Source organism: Gardnerella sp. DNF01144, from assembly GCF_049244245.1.
Classification (GTDB): Bacteria; Actinomycetota; Actinomycetes; order Actinomycetales; family Bifidobacteriaceae; genus Bifidobacterium; species Bifidobacterium piotii.
The window spans coordinates 1,413,754-1,432,605 of the sequence record NZ_CP058390.1; the positions used below are offsets into that span (position 1 = coordinate 1,413,754).

Here is an 18,852-nt window from a genome sequence, read left to right on the forward strand (position 1 = left end):
TGCAAAATGGCTATATGTGTTAAAAACAGCGGGATTAGCGGCTTAAACAATGGTCTTAAGGGTGTTTTTATATCTTTTGAAGGCATAGATGGCGTTGGAAAAACCACGCAGGTTGAAGCTTTGCGCGATTTTTTGCAAGCGCGCGGACTTGAGGTTGTTGTGACTAGAGAGCCTGGCGGCACGCAATTAGGAAAACAGTTGCGAGATATTCTTTTGCACGGCGGAGCGATTTCTGCGCGTGCAGAGGCTTTGCTTTTTGCGGCAGATCGCGCTCAACATGCTGCGCAAATCATTATTCCAGCGTTGCGGCGCGGTGCGGTTGTTATAACGGATCGCTACATTGATTCTTCGCTAGCGTACCAATCGGGTGGGCGCGAACTCACTATGCAAGACGTGCGTGATTTAAGCGAGTGGGCGTCTAATTGCCTTTGGCCAAATCGCACGTATTTGCTAGATATGAGCGAGAAAGATGCTGCTGTGCGATTGCATGGGCAGGCGGATCGCATGGAAAGTGCAGGGCTTGATTTTGCACGCCGAACGCGTGAAGCGTTTTTGGATCTTGCTAAACAAAACGCGCAAAGATTTTGCGTTTTAGACGCCACTTTGCCAGCTTGCGACTTATCGAAGTTGATTGCTAAAGATGTGTGCGAGTTGATGGATGATGCTGGAATAGGTGACGAAAAATCGCCAGAAACCGCAGAAAATCAAGGATTTTAGGACTCTAGGATTTTAGCAATGGACGTTTGGGAATCGGTAGTTGGTCAAGCGCAAGTTGTTGAGCGTCTTAAAAAAGTAGCGCAAGGCGATTCAAGCAAAATCGCGCAATCGTGGCTTATTTGCGGCGCTTCGGGATTTGGATGCGCAAAAGTAGCAAGAGCGTTTGCAGCAGCATTGCAATCGAGCGGAAAAGTCGCAAGCTTCCGCGCCGTTGAAGACTCCGCAACTCAAATAAATCCTCAAATCAACACAGATAAAATCGCAAGTGAAGTATTAGCTGGAACAAGCCCAGACGTAAACATTTTAAGCACAGACAAAGTTACAGTAAGCATTGACGAAGTGCGCGAAATTGTGTCAATTTCCGAGCAAATGCCAAGTGTTGCACCGTGGCGAATCATAATAATCGAAGACGTTGGGCGCATGCTTGAGCGAACAACAAACGTTTTGCTAAAAGAAATCGAAGAGCCAGCACCTCGCACAATATGGATTCTTTGCGCTGCAAGCGCGGCAGATGTTTTGCCAACAATTCGTTCCAGGTCTCAAATAGTGAATCTGGTGCAACCAAGCGACCAAGATGTGCAAGAATACGTGCAAAAATGCTCGAACGTTGATGCAAAAACAGCGGAGAGCGTTGCACGAATTGCGCAAGGAAACGTTGATTTGGCAATGCTTTATGCTACAAGCGAGCGTGCTCGAAGCGGGCGAGAAGAGCTTGTTGCTAGCGTTTTGCGCATTAGCAGCGCAATAGATGCGATTATGCTTGCGCAAACGCTAATCGAAGATGCTAAAGCGCAGGCAGAAGAAGAGGTGCAAAAGTGCGTGGAAGACGAGCAAAGCGAGTTTTTGCGCATAAATGGCATTAAGCCAACAGATAAAATTCCGCCTAAAATTCGTAGCGCATACAATGCGATTGGCAAAAAAGACGACGTTAAGCGCAAAGTGACTCGCGTAAGCAGAGATGTTCTAAACCGCGCAATAGATGCGATTTGCAGCGTGTACAGAGATGTGCTTGTTGTGTTAAACAATGCGCAATTACAAACGCCACTTGTGAATCAAGAATTTAAAGCAGAGATTATGCAGCTTTCTAAAAAAATTACAGCAGAGCGCGCGCTTAAATGCCTTGATGCGCTTTCGGTGGCTAAAAAGCGGCTTGCTGGCAATGGAAACGCAACGCTTGTTTTTGAAGCACTTTTCTGCTCGCTTTAACGCGCGCGAGTGATTCTCCTATTTGGTGTTGCGCGAGGTTTGAGTATTTCTCTCCTCGCAAGTGACGCGCACTTTTGCGTATAGTTTATGAACGTTAATATTCTAAGGTTTTAGGTTTTAGTACGGCGCTATTTATTGCTCGTAGAGAAATACATCAAACCTTCTGGATATCTAGGACTGTTGCGTAGCTTTTATCGCCGAGATTCTCGATTTTTCTTGCTACTTCAGCGAATCACCACCTTCGGCGCTGAGGTTCGCTTCATCCGCTGCAAAAAATCTCGAATCTCTACCTAGCTTGGCGTAACCGCGCTCGAACGATTTTCCGCTTTTTGTACGTAAATTGGGTCGATTTTGGTACAAAGTGCGGAAAATAATTCCGGGTTTTGTACCATTTTTAGGTCAAATTTGGTACAAAGTGCGGAAGTTTTTCTACGCGCTTTTTAGTGCATAGACCGCGCGAGCGACATGATCTGCTTTTTCGTATAGTCACAGCGGTAGTAGATACTTAAATTATGAATATTTCTACAGATTTCACCACTATTCCAGACAACTTTGCAAAAGCTGCGCCGGAAGAAAACAAGATTAACGGCGTTCCAGTCGTATCTTTTCCATTTTATGTAGACAAGTTGCCTGATTTTGTGCACTACTTGCATTGGCGATTTGTAGACGACGACGCTATACCAGTGTGCGGATTCCAGTGGATTCATTGGGTTGTAGCAAATGTTCCAGTGGAAGCGCTTATGTTTGACTTTAACGACTCGCGCGCTTTGCAAATTCCGCAAGACTTTTCTCGCACAATGCCAACCATGATTCCAGAAGTTGTACAAGGGCGAAACTCGCAAGCTAGCCGATTTGTTGGATGCACGGACCCTGCGATTACAATGCGCTACAATGGCCCGCAGCCGCCAGACAAGGATCATGACTACATGCTAGAAGTGTTCGGCACGCAAGAGCCTCTTGCAAATCTTAAAGAGGGCTTTTACCTTAACGAGATGATGAACGAGATTAGGCATTGCAAGTCGTATGTAGACGTTAACGGATTATATTTGCGAGGAAAAGCATAGAGTTTAAGGTTTAGAGCTTAAGGTTTAGAGTATAGGATTTAGGCTTTATATGACTTCGCGCTGGCAAATCGCAAGCAGCTTACGACTAGATGCGCGTGTGTAAAATAGTCAAAACTAAGCAAAACTAATCTAAACAAACAAAATTATCTAAAATAATCAAATAACCAAAATGATCAAAAATTAGAAAAATGAGGATGCAAATATGGCATGCACAACAATTTTAGTAGGACGCAAAGCGAGCTACGACGGATCCACGCTTATTGCGCGTAACGAAGACTCCGCAAATGGAGAGTTTAACCCAAAGCGCTTAGTGGTAGTAAAGCCGCAAGACCAGCCTCGTGTTTATAAGTCCGTGCTTAGCCACGTAACAGTAGAGCTTCCAGATAATCCAATGCAATACACAAGCGTTCCAAACGCAGACTTGCGCGAAGGAATTTGGGGAGAAGCTGGCGTTAACGAAGCAAACGTGGCAATGAGCGCTACAGAAACGCTTACATCCAACGAGCGCGTGCTGGGCGCAGACCCAATGGTGGAGCTTCAAAAAGCGCAAGGCAAAGAAGGTGACGCTGATTATAAGCCAGAAGTGCCTGGTGGAATTGGCGAAGAAGACTTCTTAACGCTTGTTTTGCCTTATATTCGTAGCGCTCGCGAAGGCGTTGAGCGTTTGGGCGCGTTGCTAGAAAAGTATGGCACTTACGAGATGAACGGCGTTGCGTTCTCGGATGTAAACGAGATTTGGTGGATGGAAACTGTTGGCGGACACCACTGGATTGCTAAGCGCGTGCCAGACGAGGCGTATGTTGTTATGCCAAACCAGCTTGGAATCGACGAGTTCGATTTGGAAGACGCTTTGGGAGACCAAGAAGAGCACATGTGCTCGGCTGATTTGCTTGAGTTTATTGAAGAAAATCACTTGGATTTGGCGGTGGAAAACGCTTCGCCGTTTAATCCTCGAGATGCTTTTGGATCCCATTCAGATGCGGACCACGTGTATAACACGCCTCGTGCATGGTTTATGGAGCGTTTCTTGAATCCGTATGACGAAGTGTGGGATGGTAAAGACGCGGATCATAAGCCAGATAGCAACGACATTCCGTGGGCGCGTCAGCCTGAGCGCAAAGTGACTGTTGAAGACGTTAAGTATGTGCTTAGCTCGCACTATCAGGGAACCGAGTACGATCCTTACGGCAAGCTTGGCGATGAGCATACGCGTCATCTTTTCCGCCCAATCGGCATTAATCGCCAAAGCCAGCTTGCTGTTATGCAAATCCGCCCTTACGTGCCAGAAGCGTTCCGCACAATTCAGTGGATGGCGTACGGCTCTAATCCGTTTAATGCGCTTGTGCCGTTCTACCCAAATGTAAACGAAACTCCAAAGTATTTGGAAGATACAACTACTCGCGTAACAAGCGAAAACTTCTATTGGGAAAATCGCATTATTGCAGCTCTTGCGGATGCTGCATTTAACGACACTGCAAACGCGATCGAGCGTTACCAAGAAGTTGTTGGTTCTCTTGGTCACGCAATGGTTAAGTCTACGGATGCTGCTGTTGCAAAGATTCTTGGCGTTTCTTTGAAAGATTACGAGCCAGAGTTTGAAGGTTGCGAAGGCGATGAAGGTTGTGAAGGCTATTGCGATTTAGTTCGCGATGTAGATGCCATTATTGCGCAGCTTAGAAACGAAGACGTGCGCGCGGCTTTGGCTAAAGCGAACGAGGGTATGGCTGCAAAGTTGAAGAAAGAAACCGATTCTTTGCTTGACACAGTGCTGTACATAACTAGCATGCGCATGAAGAATGGTTTTAACCGCTCTGATCACTAATCGCAAGCCGTTATAGACGTTACTAATAACGCGCATAGTTTTAATGTAATATTGCTATACCACGCCTATGCAATCGTATAGTATAAAAATTGTTCATTTACATTAGCTATGCGCGTTTATTATTGAGCGCTTATTGAGCATCTGTTATTGAACGTTTGTTGTTGAGTATTTGTTGTTGAGCGTCTATTAGGCGTTTTGCCTGAAAGTGGGGAATATGAGCATTCTTGATTCGTTTACTGCACAATTTGGACTGGTTAAAAAAATCGACGCTTTTGGATTTATGGATTATCTAAAGAGGAATCCAAGCGAGCCAAGAAAGCACGGTAAAGTGTTGCTCGTTACTGCAGATACTCCTCTTAAGGCTTCTAGAGGAGAAGGCAAAACAACCACCACTATTGCGCTTGTAGACGCTTTGCGCGAACGCGGAGTAGATGCGGTGGCTGTTTTAAGGCAGCCAAGCATGGGCATTACTGCGGCGGGTTCTAAAGGCGGCGCTAGTGGCGGCGGAAAGTCGTCTCTTGCACACCCAGAGTTGATTGACTGGGGATTGTGCGGAGAAATGGCGGCTATTGAATGTGCGCAGAATTTGCTTGTTTCTTTTGCAGAAAAGGCGATTGACGACGGTATTTTAGACACGATTTTAGTGCCGCGAGTAAGCGAAGTGCCTTCAAGATCTTTGCGTAGTATTGCTGTTGATTTTGGCAAGAGCACGGTTGCAGAGCGCGTTGTGTTAACGCCAACTTGTGAACTTATGCAAATCGTAGTGCTTTCTAGAAGCATGGAAGAAATCGCAAATCGCGTATCTTCTATGATTGCTGGCACAAAAGACGGGAATCCTGTTAAATTTGGCGATTTTGTTGACTTGTGGCGAATCACAAATATTCTTGCCGATGCTGTAAAGCCTGCAAAAACAGAGACGATTAATGGTTCTCCGATTTACGTTCATTGCGGGCCATTTGCCAACGTTTCGCTTGGAATTCCAAGCCTTGTGAGCGTTGAGATGGCTTGCGCGCTACACGATGTTGTTGTTGTGGAAGCAGGGTATGGCACGGATGCTGGCGCGCAAAAGTGGCTAGATATTGCTGCTCGCGAGTTCGGCGCAAAGTGGCCTGCTGCTGCGGTTGTTGTTACTCGTGCCAGCACTTGGCGAGATGACGAAACGCTTGCGTGGCGCTACCCGTTCCACGTTTCGCGCCTTGAGTCGCTTGATATTCCTACTTTCCCTCTTATTAATTTATGGGATGGGGAAGATGGGCAAGTTCCAGATTTGCTTGAACAAGCTAAGGCTTTGGGATTCCGCAAGCCGATTGTTGGCAATCTTTTCCGAGATGGCGGAGATGGATTGGCAGATCAGCTAGACGATTTTGTGTCTGTGATTACCGCTGATGCAGAAACGAAAGTTCCAGAAAGCCGCCGTGGAAAGTCTCTTCGCGAGCGTATTAATTTGCTTTGCTCCGAGGCGTATGGTGTGCCTGCTGAGCGCGTAATTGACAAAGCAGGTTTTGCGGATTCGTTGAAAGAAGCGCAGGATTTGTGCAATAAGGCTGGTGTTGATTTTGATAGCTTGGCTCTTGTTGCTGTAAAGTCGCCAGCAACCATGACGGATGACGATCACGCGCCTGAGGATTCTCGCACTGTAACGCTTAAAAAGGTAGAAGTTCATTCTGGCGCAGGCGTTGTTCAAGTCAACCTTACAGCTTCACTAACAACTCCAATGCCAAAGATTGTGTGATTTTGTGTAGTGCGTTTGTGCCAAAAAACACCAAAATTCAGTACAAACACACTACAGGGCAGGTCGTCGCGCAATCGCACTACAGATTCGTTATATTTGTCTAGTGGGCGAGGCGTTTGTAACGTTTTTAGACCAATTTTCGTTAGATTTGCATCAATTGCGAGACAAATATAACGTTTTTAGGCTGATTTTCGTTACATTTGCATCATTTATGAGACAAATATAACGAATCTAAAACAAAGCGCTCATGCAAGTCGATTAGCGTGCAAATGTGCGGCGCAGCCAATCGCAAGCAAGATCAATCCATTGCTGAACTTCTGGCTGAACAAACTCAGGCAGCACTGCGCCATTTTCATCGCGCTTAGCTGTCTCTTTAACCGCCAAAGCCAAGCCGTGCGGGCCTTTAGGGAACAAATGTGCTTCCACGCTTACGCCAGCTTTAACACACGCGTCTACAAACATAATCGAGTTTTGAACTGGAACCGTCTGGTCCGTAATCGTTTGCCAAACGAACACAGGTGGAGTCTTAGAATCTACGTGATTTTCCAGCGAAAGCTGTTCAACGAGTTGCTCGCGAGTACTAGAATCTACGTCTCCAAAAAGACGGTCGAAAGTTGGCTTATGCGCGTATTCGCCAGCAGAAATCACAGGGTAAGCAAGCATAAGAGCGTTTGGACGAACGCTGTTTGCGTTATATCCATTTGCTTCTTCAACATCGTCGCTAACGCTAGTCGCAAGATTTGCAGCAACATGGCCGCCTGCAGAGAATCCAATAATCGCCACTTTTTGCGCATCTACATGCCATTCTTCTGCATTATTGCGAATCAATTGCATAGCTTGCGCGGCTTCCAAAAGCTGAGTAGGGTGTGCGCTAGGCACAAGCGAGTATCGCAAAACAAAAGCGTGGAATCCAGCGGCAGCAAACTTCATAGCAATAGGCTCTGCTTCTCGATTAGAAACGCGCAAGAATCCGCCGCCTGGCAAAATCAGCACTGCTGGTCGCGTTTGATCCCCTTCGCTATCTAAATTATCGTCTAAAACATATGCAGTTAGAAGCGCGTTACTGCCATCAATGCCTTTAATTTGGCGTTCTATAATCTTCATGGTATCTCTTTTCGTTTTGCGCGATTGCAATTTATGTTAAGCACAAACTTAAGCATAAACTTAAGCATTACTAAGCATAAACTTAAGCATAATTCTAATCAAATATCTTGTTTTTGGTGTGCATTATGTGCGTTATTTTATAAATTCGTGTAGAGTCTTAAGAGGTTTTATAAGGAGATTTAAGATGAGCAGTGAAGAAGATAATTCAGGAAAAGTTGTTCTTGCAGCCACTCCGATTGGAAATATGGGAGATGCCTCTGCGCGCTTGATTAATCTTCTAGAAACTGCGGATATTGTTGCAGCAGAAGATACGCGTAGGCTTTACGACCTTGCAAATCGCCTTGGCGTGCACGTTTCTGGGCAAGTTGTTGCGTATCACGATCACAATGAGCGCAATAAGGCAGATGGTTTACTAGACAAGGTTGAGCAAGGCAGCACTGTTCTTGTTGTTTCCGACGCTGGCATGCCTACGATTAACGACCCAGGGCTTGCGATTGTTCGCCGCGCAATAGAGCGCGATTTGCCTGTTACTTGCGCGCCTGGACCGAGTGCCGTATTGGATGCTTTGGCGCTTTCTGGCCTGCCAACAGATCGTTTTTGCTACGAAGGTTTTTTGCCGCGCAAGTCGGGGGAGCGCATGCAGCATTTGCGCTCGCTTCTTTTAGAGAGGCGAACAATCGTGTTTTACGAGGCGCCGCACAGGATTGCGGAGTCAATGGCAGCTCTTCTTGCAGTTTTTGGAGCAGATCGCAAAATGGCGCTGTGCCGCGAGCTTACTAAGGATTTTGAAGAAGTACGTCGTGGAACTATTGAGCAGATTGCAAAAAGCGTAGAAAATGATCCTCCTCGTGGCGAGATTGTGCTTGTACTTTCTGGCGCTAGCGAAAGTGATGTTGCGCAACAAAGCGTTGATTTAAGCGTGGATCAGCTTGCTAAAATGGCTTGCGATCTTTCACAAAACGAGGGCTTGCGAATCAAAGATGCTATAACTCGAGTTGTTTCACAAAATCCTCTTTCAGACGGCTCTTTTGCTAATCGTAAAGAAGTTTATGCAGCTTGCTTAAAAATCAAGGAAAATGTGGACAACTAAGTAGGAAATTAAGCCAAAAATGTGCAAATGTGCAAAAGTCGCATCAATAAAAGCGAAAAATGTGCAAATGTAGAAAATTAAGCAGCAATTAATCCCCATTTTTTGCATATTCGTATGCTTCTAAAAGCACATCTAGACTTTGTTTAACGCCTGGCCCTCCTTGCTGAGATATGTATTCTAGCATTTTTGCATCCGCAATTGGGTTTGCAACAACCCATTTTCTTAATTCAGGCACGTTCTTAGCAATATGCCATAGCACGTCTTTGCTTGTGTTTTCACAGCACGCGACTTGCGCAGTGAGCACAATTGGCGGTTTTGGCGGCATTGCTGTCGGCATTGCGCTCGCTTTATAATTCTTAATATTTGCTCTAATAGTCATAAAGAACGTCATCCTTGTCTATTATGTATTTAATCCATTCTTTTGCCTTCGCAGCTCCTGGAAAATAAGGATTGCTGTCTATGATTTTTTCGCAATCCTTAAAACTTGTGTTGTATTTTTGCGCCAATTCGCACACAGTATCTACTCTTCTTATTTCTTCGTAAATGTTTTTTGATGGCGTTAGCGCAATGTCGCAAATAGTTCGTGCTGGAGAAGTTACGCACAAGTCTTTAATCACCCTTTGTTCTTTTTTCATTAGTTTTCTTCTAAACACTTGTAGTCGGTGATCGTACGGCTTTATTCGATAATGACTTTTGGATATTATCTCTAGTATGTTTGGGATTTTTCCGCCAAGCCAAATCCAAGATGCTGTAAATGCGCATGCCACTGTTCCGTTTGGCAGCAGATTTTTTAGCACGTTGCATCGTCCTTCTGGGGTTTTTGCGGTAGATTGCGTAAATCCAGTGCGTATTGAAACGTTGTTGAATGCTCCAAAATTGCATAGTTTCTTCATGCTTAGTGGCCCTGGTAGGTGTTTTGTGTCTATAAGAATAGGCAGCTCCTCGTTTTGTTTTTCCGAAAATAAAATCATCTCTTCGTCTTTGTAATTTTTATATTCTCTGTAGTTTTTGTAGTCTTCGTATTCTTCGCGAGTTTTGTAGTCTTTGCGTCTTTTGTAGTCTTTTATTGCTTTTTTATTTTTTTCGTCATTGTGTATTGTGCGTTTTTTGTTCAACGTTGAAGTGCTCATATTTCTCCTTTCTGCGTAATGTGTTTATACGCTAACTTTTTAGTGCCGTAATGTTTTAGTGTTGTAAGGTTGTAATGTTTTAACGCTGTAGTGTTTTGCTGTTCTAGGTTTTAATTTTCTAAGTTTTATACACAATATCGTGTTTTACTTTTTTGTCTACTCGATTTTTTGTAATTGTGGAAAAGTGGATTTTTAGTTTTTTACATAAAAAAATGTGACTATATGTGACTAAATCATATGTGATTAAATGTGGTTGTGTGTGATTCCGCTTTATTACATGTGATTATGCTTGATTTATAACCTATGCTATGCGATTTTATATAGATTTTTATAGCGATTTTTTAGTGTGATTTTTCTGTGTATTATTTAATGTGTCCTCGCTGAACAAGATAATATTTGGCTATGAGTCATATTTTGGTGAATGTTGCATGGCCTTACGCAAATGGCCCTCGTCATATTGGTCACGTTGCAGGATTTGGCGTCCCTTCCGACGTGTACGCGCGTTACGAGCGCATGAAGGGAAACAGCGTGCTTATGGTTTCGGGAACAGACGAACACGGCACGCCGATTTTGGTTGAGGCAGATAAAGAAGGCGTGAGCGCGCAAGAGCTTGCAAACCGATATAATCGCGTGATTACTAAAGATTTGTGCGATTTGGGTTTAAGCTACGATTTGTTTACGCGCACAACAACGGCAAATCATGAGCATGTTGTTCAAGAGATGTTCCGCCAGTGCCTTAAGAATGGTTATATTTACAAGGGAACTCAAAAGGTTGCGATTTCGCCTTCTACAGGCCGCACTCTTCCAGACCGCTACATTGAGGGCACATGCCCGATTTGCGGCGCGGACGGCGCCAGGGGCGACCAGTGCGATGCTTGCGGAAATGAGCTAGACCCAGACGAGCTTATTAACCCTGTTTCTAAGATTAACGGCGAAACTCCGCGATTTGAAGAAACAGAACATTACTTCCTCGATTTGCCTGCTTTAGCAAACGCAAACTTGGATTGGCTTAATTCCAGGGATGGCTGGCGTACAAATGTTATTAACTTCTCAATTGGCCTGTTTAAGGAAGTTAAGCCTCGAGCAATTACGCGAGACATTGATTGGGGCATTCCAGTTCCTGTAGAAGGCTGGATTGATAACCCAAATAAGCGCTTGTACGTGTGGTTTGACGCCGTTATTGGCTACTTGTCTGCATCCATTGAGTGGGCGCGTAGGCAGGGCAAGCCAGACGCTTGGCGCGATTGGTGGTGCGATCCTAAGTCTCCTGGCTACTACTTTATGGGCAAAGATAACATTACTTTCCATTCTCAAATTTGGCCTTCAGAGATGCTTGCGTATAACGGCGCTGGCTCTAAAGGTGGCGAGGCTGGCGTTTATGGCCCACTTAACATGCCAGAGCAGGTTGTTGCTTCCGAGTTTATGACCATGGAAGGCAAGAAGTTCAGCTCTTCGCGCGGAATCGTGATTTATGTTAAAGACATTTTGGCGCGCTACCCAGTGGATGCTGTGCGCTACTACATTTCCGTTGCGGGTCCAGAAAATTCCGATGCTGACTTTACTTGGGCAGAGTTCGTTCGTCACAATAACGAAGAGCTTGCAGCAAGTTGGGGCAATCTTGTTAATCGTGTTGCAAATTTGATTAATAAGAATTTTGGAGAGATTCCGCCGTTGGATGAAAATTCAATGACAGATATGGATCGTGCGCTTTTGGATCAAACTTCTAACGCGTTTGAGATTGTTGGAGGCTTGATTGAGCGCCATCATCAAAAGAATGCTCTTAACGAGGCTATGCGCGTTGTATCGGATATAAACAAGTATATTTCTGCTACGGAGCCTTGGAAGATTAAGGATGACGAGTCTCGTCTTGGAACTGTTTTGCATGTTGCTGCACAAGCTGTTTCGGATGCTAATCATTTGCTTGCTCCATTCTTGCCTCATTCTGCGCAAAAAGTTTGGGAAGCTCTTGGTGGAACGGGAGTGTTCTCGCCGCTTCCAAGAATCGAAGAGGTGAGCGACTTAGATAATCCAGATTTTAAGTACCCGATTATTACTGGCGACTATGAGCTTGGAAAGACTGTTCATCCATGGGAAAGTGAGCCGTTGGTTACTGGTACTCCTGTTGCTAAGCCAACTCCGATTTTTGCCAAGATTCCTAAGGAGGCGATTGATGAGGAGCTTGAGCGTTTTGAGTCTGCTCTTGCTGCTCGTCGTAAAGCTGATGAAGAAAGATTGGCTGCAGCTAAAAAATCGTTGGAATCTGAGTGATTTTAGCGGAAAATTTTAAGGAAGAGTGACGTATATAACAAAAAATTGGCATACTGCCAGGAATATGAAAAAATTTTCAGGAAATTTTTAGTTTATATGCGTGTTTTGCGAGAAAAATGTGGTTATAATGAATATTGCTGATGGTTCTTCCATCAGTGAGGTTCGTTCGCGAACCCCATAACTGAAACCTTCTTCTCTCTTTCTCTCTGCCCCGGTGGGTTTTCTCTTTCCCACCGGGCTTCTTTTTATCTTTTTATCTTTTTCAAGTTTTGCCGTCTACGCGTATCTTTCGCGCGGAAAAACACTCCGCATTTTGTACCAAATTTGGCCTAAAAATGGTACAAAAAGCGTAAAATCGCTCGCGCGGATTAGCCGCGCTAGCTAGGTAGAGATTCGAGATTTTTCGCAGTGAAAGAGGCGTATCGTTAGCGCGGTCTAAGCGCGCTAACGTCTTCGCAGCGCAGAAGCAGTGCTTCTGCCTTGAGCTGCTCAGCGCGCCAAATTGCCTTCGCGCGCTACGCTTTAAGCGCTACGGCAGGTTGGCGCGCCTGCGAGGAGAGAAATACTCAAACCTCGCGCAACACTAAATAGGAAATCTCGCAACGCTAAATAGCATGCATTCAGTAACAAAAAACGCAGACTGCATTTGTAATTTGCGAATGCAATCTGCGTTTATAAATCAGCGTGTGCTAAATCAAGTTTAGTGGCAGCGCTTTGTAAGTGGCACCCACGGATCAAGCATTACAGGCTCCTGATCCAATATTGCTCGCGTTGCTTCATCAAGATACTTCTTGTTAATAATGATTTCTGTAACGTAGCGGTCAAACCACTGCGCGGATCCAACGTAGTATCCGTCTTCGCCGTTATCTTTGCCCCAGCTGTTTTCAATCTTCCAGCGGTCTGGCTCGCCATCTTTGTTAAGATTTACGCCAGTAAAGGTCATTGCGTGGTTGCCTGGGCAATCCATGTATTCCAAACCTTTAGCTTTGTCGAATGTAAACTCTACATCAAATAGCTCGTCTACGCGCACAACTGCTGGGTCAAAGAAGCCCTCTTGCCTTAGCGAGAATTGCGTGCAATCGCAAGCGAACCAAATTGGGTGTCCGTCTTTTAGCTGATCAACAGCGGCTTTGCGGAACACTTCTAGCGCAACGTTTGCAAACTCCATTTCCTTAGTCTCGGCAACGTTTGTTGTGTACTTGAGTTGGTAGAGCTTGTTGAACGGAGTGCGTTCCATTGGGGAGTTGCACAAGCTTACAAAGTCGTTTACGTCTACTGGCACGTACTTCTTTGCAAACTCGAGTGGAGTAATGCCGTATTCGCAAATCATTGGGCGATCGTCTTTACCGCTCTTTGGCTTTTCGCTGCTTTTATCGTCTTTCTTTTCGCCGCTCTTCTTATCGTCCTTCTTATCGTCGTCATCTTTAGTGCGTGCAAAGAAGTCGAAACGCTCTGGTGGTTCGCCAAGAGCAATCGCGGTCATGCGGTACACAGTTTCCAAGTCGCGAATCTTCATTTTTCGCAACTCTTCCATAGAAGTGCCATTCTTGTGTGCTTCGCGCAACTCGCATGCAAACTCGCGAAGCTTGCTATTAATGTATTGCACGAATGCTTCGGAATCGGTAGCGTTTTGCGAATCTGGGTATGCACTCTTTGGCATAAGTCCGTACTTGTTTACCAAGTTAACGAACATTTGCCACCATCCGCCGTCGTCAATCGGACCGTAGTTAATGCTCTCAAAAATTCGGCTATCTAATGTCTCATCTAAAGTCTCCAAAACGTTTTCCAAGTATGCGTTTGCTTTTTCAATCTTGTCCCAGAAGAACAAGTAGCTTTCGGAAAACTCAAAGTCTTCTAGATTCCACTTATGCATAAGCTCGTAGCGCAAAGTGTTAAGCGATGCAAACATCCAGCAACGTCCAGAATGCTGCTGATTTGTTATTGTTCCTTGCTTTAGTTCTATAGAAAATTCGCGTGGAAGTGCGCGCTGACCCTGGTAGCTTGTTGCTGCTTTAAGAACGCCGCTCGATACCGAAGCGTTTGCTGCTACTCGATTTGCTCGCTGTTCGTTAAAATGCTTAGAATATTCGCGAACGTCGTTTAGTGTAACGGCTTTTACGTTTTCAGACATATATCTCCTTTATCTTGTTAAAAACAGTGAATAAGCGTTATTGTAGCTTGCTCAATGCACGAGTCGCGTTTTGCGTGGCTTAAAGCGTTCGTGAGTGTTCGCGAGTGTTCGTGTCTTATTTATGCAAAATATGCATTTTTATGTGTTTATGGCGATTTGCGCAACTAATTTTCGTAAATTTTAAGTAACTTCGTTAAATATTTTGATATTTTGCCAATTTTATGTATTAATTTTGACTAAGATTACTATTTATTACGTGTTATTACATGTTTATTTTAAGCAATGTACATAGGTTAGCTAAAAATATACTAATTACACGTCCAAATTATTAGGGCTTACTTAAGTGTGCCTTAAACGCTTATGATTTGCCTTTTTAATTAGTGATTAAATGATGGCAGTGTGCAAGCGTAAGTTTGCAGTTACCAGATGGAGGTAACAATGTTTAGACGTAGAAAAGAGTCACAATGATACGATACATCGTTAAACGATGCCTGAATTATGTTGTGATGCTGTTTGTGTCCGTATCCATGACGTATTTCTTGGCAAGTGCATTTATGGATCCGAGATCGAACTATATGTCTAGGCATCCGCATCCGCCAATTCCTTCGATTAACCGTTCTTTGGATTTAGCAAATATTAACGACCAAACTCCAGTTATTACAAGGTATTTGCGTTGGATTACTGGTGTTCTTACTCGTTGGGATTGGGGATTAAGCCCAGAGCAAGCGCCTGTTGGTCCTGCGATTGCTGCGCGAATCGGCGCATCGGTGCAGCTGGTTACTTGCGCAACTGTTCTTGGCATTGTTTTAGGCGTTAGCGTTGGTGTTTATACTGCTATTCGCCAATATAAGTGGCAAGACAGGGTTCTTAACTCTATTGCTACGTTCTTGCTTGTTGTTCCAGCCGCCGTGTTTGGATTACTTATTGTTTTAGCTGCGATTAGCATTAACAACGCTGCTGGTTCTCGTTTGTTCTTTGTTACTGGATTACATTCCTACCAGGGTTCTAATCCTATTGCTTTTATTCTTGATTTCTTGCAGCATTTGATTTTGCCAACAATTGTTATGACCGTTCCTGGCATGGTTGGCTACCATCTTACGCAGCGCACCTATTTGCTCGATACTATGAATGCTGATTACGTTCGTACTGCTCGCGCTAAGGGTTTGCCTCTAAATGTGGCTATTCGTCGTCACGCTTTGCGTACTTCTTTGATTCCTACTGCCGTAGACGTTGCCTTCTCTATTGCAGGCGTGTTTACGGGCGCTGTGATTACCGAAACCGTGTTTGCAATTAACGGTTTGGGTAGCTACTTCGTACAAACTATTTCTAATAACGACATTAATGGTTCTGTTGCTATTGCTGCGTTCGGAGCCGTGTGTACTTTGGCTGGAGCCTTGTTGGCAGATATCTTCTCCGCTTGGCTTGATCCTCGTATTCGTTTGAGCTAATTGCGCAATAGTGTAGGTGTATTGATATGAGTAAAAAAGATGTATCTTCAAAGGCTCAAGAGTCTGCTGCTGATAAGAAGGCAACTGCTAATTCTTGGGGTAATTTTAAGCGCACAGGCAAAATAACGCTTTATACGCGCCGCTTCTTTAGGCGTCCATCCGCTGTTGTTGGCTTAGTTTTACTTGTTCTCTTGATTCTTCTTGCTTTGTTTGGCTCTAAGATTAGCAAGTGGGGCTACGACGAGCCTGATTTTACGGCTCTTGCAACTCCTCCTAGCGCCGAGCATTGGCTTGGAACTACGCCTGGCGGATCAGACATGTATGCAATGGTTGTTCGCGGACTTGGTCGCTCGCTTTCTATTGGTATTGTAAGCTCCATTTCGATTACGATTATTGCTGCTTTGGTTGGTACTGCTATTTCTTACTTTGAAGGTTGGTTTGAGCAGGTTGGCATGTGGCTTCTAGACATGCTTTTGATTGTTCCATCCTTCTTGCTTATTGCTTTGATTGTTAGCTCTGCTACTGGCGGCAACGATTGGTTGTGGCTTGCGTTTGGTATGACTTCCTTTGGCTGGATTGGTTACGCTCGTACGCTTAGAACTTTGACTTTGAGCTTGCGCGAACGTGAATATGTGCGTGCCGCTAAGTTTGAAGGCGTTTCTTCGTTCCGCATTATTGTTCGCCACCTTGTTCCAAATCTTGGTTCCGTTTTGATTATTAACACGGTTCTTGGTGTTATCGGCGCAATCAATGGCGAAACAGCATTGAGCTTCTTGGGTCTTGGTATTAAGGCTCCAGATACTTCTTTGGGTACTCTTCTTAACGTTGGTCAAAGTAGCGTTATGACGTCTCCTTGGGTTCTTTTGGTTCCTTCTGCGGTTTTGGTTGTTTTGACTTTCTCCGTTCAGCTTATTGGAGATGGCTTGCGCGATGCGATTGATCCATATTCTAGGTCTGTTGGTAAGGCCGAGTAAGGCTTGTTGGAGGTTTAAACATGACTGATATGGGTAATAACGCAAATAAGGAAGACTTTGCAATGGAAAATCAGAACAACGAACCACTTCTTTCTGTACGCAACTTGCAAATTAGCTTTGCTTCGGAAGCTGGTACAGTCCACGCTGTTCGCAATATGAACTTTGATTTGTACCGCGGCAAAACCATTGGTATTGTTGGCGAATCTGGATCTGGTAAGTCTGTTACTTCTTTGGCTGTTATGGGCTTGCTAGATAAGAATGCTTCTGTTAAGGGTTCTGTTGTTTATAAGGGCGAAGAGCTTTTAACAAAGTCTGATGCAGAGATGAGTAAGATTCGCGGTAAGAACATTGCAATGGTGTTCCAGGATCCTCTTTCTGCTTTAACTCCAGTGTTCTCTATTGGAGATCAGCTTAAGGAAGCTTTGGTTATTCATAATCCAAATATGACCGAAGATCAGATTCGCGATCGCTCTATTGAGCTTCTTAACTTGGTTGGTATTACTAAGCCAGCTGAGCGCTTAAAGGCTTTCCCTCATGAGTTTTCTGGCGGCATGCGTCAGCGCGTTATGATTGCAATGGCAATTGCTAACAACCCAGATATTATTATTGCTGATGAGCCTACTACCGCTTTGGATGTTACGATTCAGGCTCAGGTTTTGGATGTTTTGAAGAAGGCTCAGAAAGAAACTGGCGCCGCAATGATCTTCATTACTCACGATTTGGGCGTTATTGCTGGCGTTGCAGACGAAGTTATTGTTATGTATGCGGGTCATTTGGTTGAGCATAATAGCGTTGAGGAGATTTTTGCTCACCCAACTCAGCCATACACAATCGGTTTGCTTGGCGCTGTTCCGCGCGTTGATCAAAAGCGTACTCGCCGCTTAACTCCAATCTCTAAGCCAACAATGGATATGTTGATTGCAGAAGAAAAGAGTGGCGATACCAGCGATATGATGGGCCTTGAGGCAGAAAGCGAAACTGTTCGCGCGATGCTTCACGCAGAAACCGAAAAAACGATTAAGCCAATGTTTGAAGGCATTCCTCGCGAGGATCGCAAGGTTGTTTTGGATGTTAAGGGCTTAGTTAAAACATTCCCAATTACAGGTGGCGGTTTCTTGCGACGTAAGGTTGGCGAAGTTCGCGCTGTTGATGGCATTGACCTTGAGATTCGCGAAGGCGAAACTGTGGCTCTTGTTGGAGAATCTGGTTCTGGTAAGTCAACTACTTTGATGGAAATCATGAGCTTAAAGAAGCCAGAAGCTGGCTCTATTACAGTTTTTGGCACCGAGCTTAACGATAAGTTGACTAAAGAGCAGCGTCGCGAGCTTCGTTCTAAGATTCAATATGTGTTCCAGGATCCTATGAGCTCTCTTGATCCTCGTATGCTTGTTTACGATATTTTGGCAGAGCCTCTTCATGTTCAAAAGAAGTCGAAGGAAGAGATTCGTCAGCGTATTGCGGAGCTTATGCAGCTTGTTGAGCTAAATCCAGATCAGGTTGATCGCTTCCCAACGCAGTTCTCTGGTGGTCAGCGTCAGCGTATTGCTATTGCTCGCGCTTTGGCTGTAAACCCTAAGCTGCTTCTTCTTGATGAGCCTGTTTCGGCTTTGGATGTTTCTATTCAAGCTGGAATTATTAACTTGCTTGAAGATTTGCAAGACAAGTTGGGTGTTGCTTACTTGTTTGTGGCTCACAACATGGCGGTTGTTCGTCATATTTCTAGCCGAATTGCTGTTATGTACCACGGACGCATTGTTGAATCTGGCGAAACGGATGAGGTATTCGATAATCCTAAGCACCCGTACACTAAGGCTTTGATTAGCGCTGTGCCAATTCCAGACCCTGTTATTGAGAAGAATCGTAAGCGTATTATTCTCAACGAAGAAGATTCGTTTGATGACGTTGCAAGCGTCTGATTCTAATCTTTTGTGAATACGCCTAAACTTTTGTTTAGGGCAAGTTTGATCGCGTGTGTTATGCAAGACACACGCGATTTTTGTTACAGGCGCATAAATTCTAAAAAAAGTAATATATTTTGTTTTTTAATCAAAATAAACTAAAAAATTTTCTGTTTTGCTGTTTTCTGCATTTAATTTTCTTTTTTCTGGATTAAATCTTAAGTAACAAAAGCTTAAATTCAGCATTTGTTAAAAAAGTCGTAACACA

General features: G+C 44.4%; 14 protein-coding genes. 10 read left to right on the forward strand and 4 right to left on the reverse strand.

The window, feature by feature from the left end; translation table 11 throughout:
• Window positions 1–6: 6 nt before the first annotated feature.
• From tmk to HXT36_RS05810, 5 genes are all read left to right on the forward strand, one after another.
• Window positions 7–717: a dTMP kinase gene (gene tmk, locus HXT36_RS05790; RefSeq protein ID WP_421778752.1), complete on the forward strand. Its 711-nt coding sequence runs from the start codon at window positions 7–9 to the stop codon at window positions 715–717.
• A gap of 18 nt (window positions 718–735) precedes the next feature.
• A complete protein-coding gene (locus HXT36_RS05795) occupies window positions 736–1,923 on the forward strand; it encodes a DNA polymerase III subunit delta' (RefSeq protein WP_421778753.1) in 1,188 nt (395 codons plus the stop codon).
• Between the two features lie 512 nt (window positions 1,924–2,435).
• Window positions 2,436–2,987 (forward strand): YbhB/YbcL family Raf kinase inhibitor-like protein, encoded by a 552-nt coding sequence (locus HXT36_RS05800; RefSeq protein ID WP_016636093.1) that lies wholly within the window; start codon window positions 2,436–2,438, stop codon window positions 2,985–2,987.
• 202 nt (window positions 2,988–3,189) lie between these two features.
• Window positions 3,190–4,809 carry a C69 family dipeptidase gene (locus HXT36_RS05805; RefSeq protein WP_421778754.1) on the forward strand — a complete coding sequence of 540 codons (1,620 nt, stop codon included), beginning with the start codon at window positions 3,190–3,192 and terminating at the stop codon, window positions 4,807–4,809.
• A 214-nt stretch (window positions 4,810–5,023) separates the two neighbouring features.
• Window positions 5,024–6,541 (forward strand): formate--tetrahydrofolate ligase, encoded by a 1,518-nt coding sequence (locus HXT36_RS05810; protein ID WP_421778755.1) that lies wholly within the window; start codon window positions 5,024–5,026, stop codon window positions 6,539–6,541.
• A 258-nt stretch (window positions 6,542–6,799) separates the two neighbouring features.
• Here the strand turns inward: HXT36_RS05810 and HXT36_RS05815 are convergent, their stop codons facing one another.
• Window positions 6,800–7,645, reverse strand: a complete 846-nt coding sequence (locus tag HXT36_RS05815; RefSeq protein ID WP_421778756.1) for an alpha/beta hydrolase — start codon at window positions 7,643–7,645, stop codon at window positions 6,800–6,802.
• Window positions 7,646–7,829: 184 nt separating this feature from the next.
• Between HXT36_RS05815 and rsmI the strand changes: the two genes are divergently transcribed.
• Window positions 7,830–8,735, forward strand: a complete 906-nt coding sequence (gene rsmI, locus HXT36_RS05820) for a 16S rRNA (cytidine(1402)-2'-O)-methyltransferase (protein ID WP_421778757.1) — start codon at window positions 7,830–7,832, stop codon at window positions 8,733–8,735.
• An 88-nt stretch (window positions 8,736–8,823) separates the two neighbouring features.
• On the opposite strand, the gene HXT36_RS05825 is transcribed toward rsmI, so the two are convergent.
• Both HXT36_RS05825 and HXT36_RS05830 read right to left on the reverse strand, forming a co-directional pair.
• Window positions 8,824–9,114: a hypothetical protein gene (locus tag HXT36_RS05825; RefSeq protein WP_421778758.1), complete on the reverse strand. Its 291-nt coding sequence runs from the start codon at window positions 9,112–9,114 to the stop codon at window positions 8,824–8,826.
• Complete coding sequence (locus HXT36_RS05830; RefSeq protein ID WP_421778759.1) at window positions 9,104–9,865, reverse strand: hypothetical protein; 762 nt, start codon at window positions 9,863–9,865, stop codon at window positions 9,104–9,106. Before HXT36_RS05830 ends, HXT36_RS05825 begins: the two co-directional genes overlap by 11 nt.
• A gap of 402 nt (window positions 9,866–10,267) precedes the next feature.
• Between HXT36_RS05830 and metG the strand changes: the two genes are divergently transcribed.
• On the forward strand, window positions 10,268–12,133 hold the full coding sequence (gene metG / locus HXT36_RS05835) for a methionine--tRNA ligase (protein WP_421778760.1): 1,866 nt from the start codon (window positions 10,268–10,270) through the stop codon (window positions 12,131–12,133).
• Between the two features lie 700 nt (window positions 12,134–12,833).
• Here the strand turns inward: metG and HXT36_RS05840 are convergent.
• Complete coding sequence (locus HXT36_RS05840; RefSeq protein WP_421778761.1) at window positions 12,834–14,264, reverse strand: aminopeptidase C; 1,431 nt, start codon at window positions 14,262–14,264, stop codon at window positions 12,834–12,836.
• Window positions 14,265–14,728: 464 nt separating this feature from the next.
• Here HXT36_RS05840 and HXT36_RS05845 point away from each other — a divergent pair, with 464 nt between their 5' ends.
• From HXT36_RS05845 to HXT36_RS05855, 3 genes are read left to right on the forward strand one after another with little or no spacing between them, the layout of a single operon-like run.
• On the forward strand, window positions 14,729–15,712 hold the full coding sequence (locus HXT36_RS05845; protein ID WP_032815600.1) for an ABC transporter permease: 984 nt from the start codon (window positions 14,729–14,731) through the stop codon (window positions 15,710–15,712).
• A gap of 26 nt (window positions 15,713–15,738) precedes the next feature.
• On the forward strand, window positions 15,739–16,686 hold the full coding sequence (locus tag HXT36_RS05850) for an ABC transporter permease (protein WP_004132192.1): 948 nt from the start codon (window positions 15,739–15,741) through the stop codon (window positions 16,684–16,686).
• A gap of 20 nt (window positions 16,687–16,706) precedes the next feature.
• A complete protein-coding gene (locus HXT36_RS05855; protein ID WP_016795340.1) occupies window positions 16,707–18,602 on the forward strand; it encodes an ABC transporter ATP-binding protein in 1,896 nt (631 codons plus the stop codon).
• Window positions 18,603–18,852: the final 250 nt, after the last annotated feature.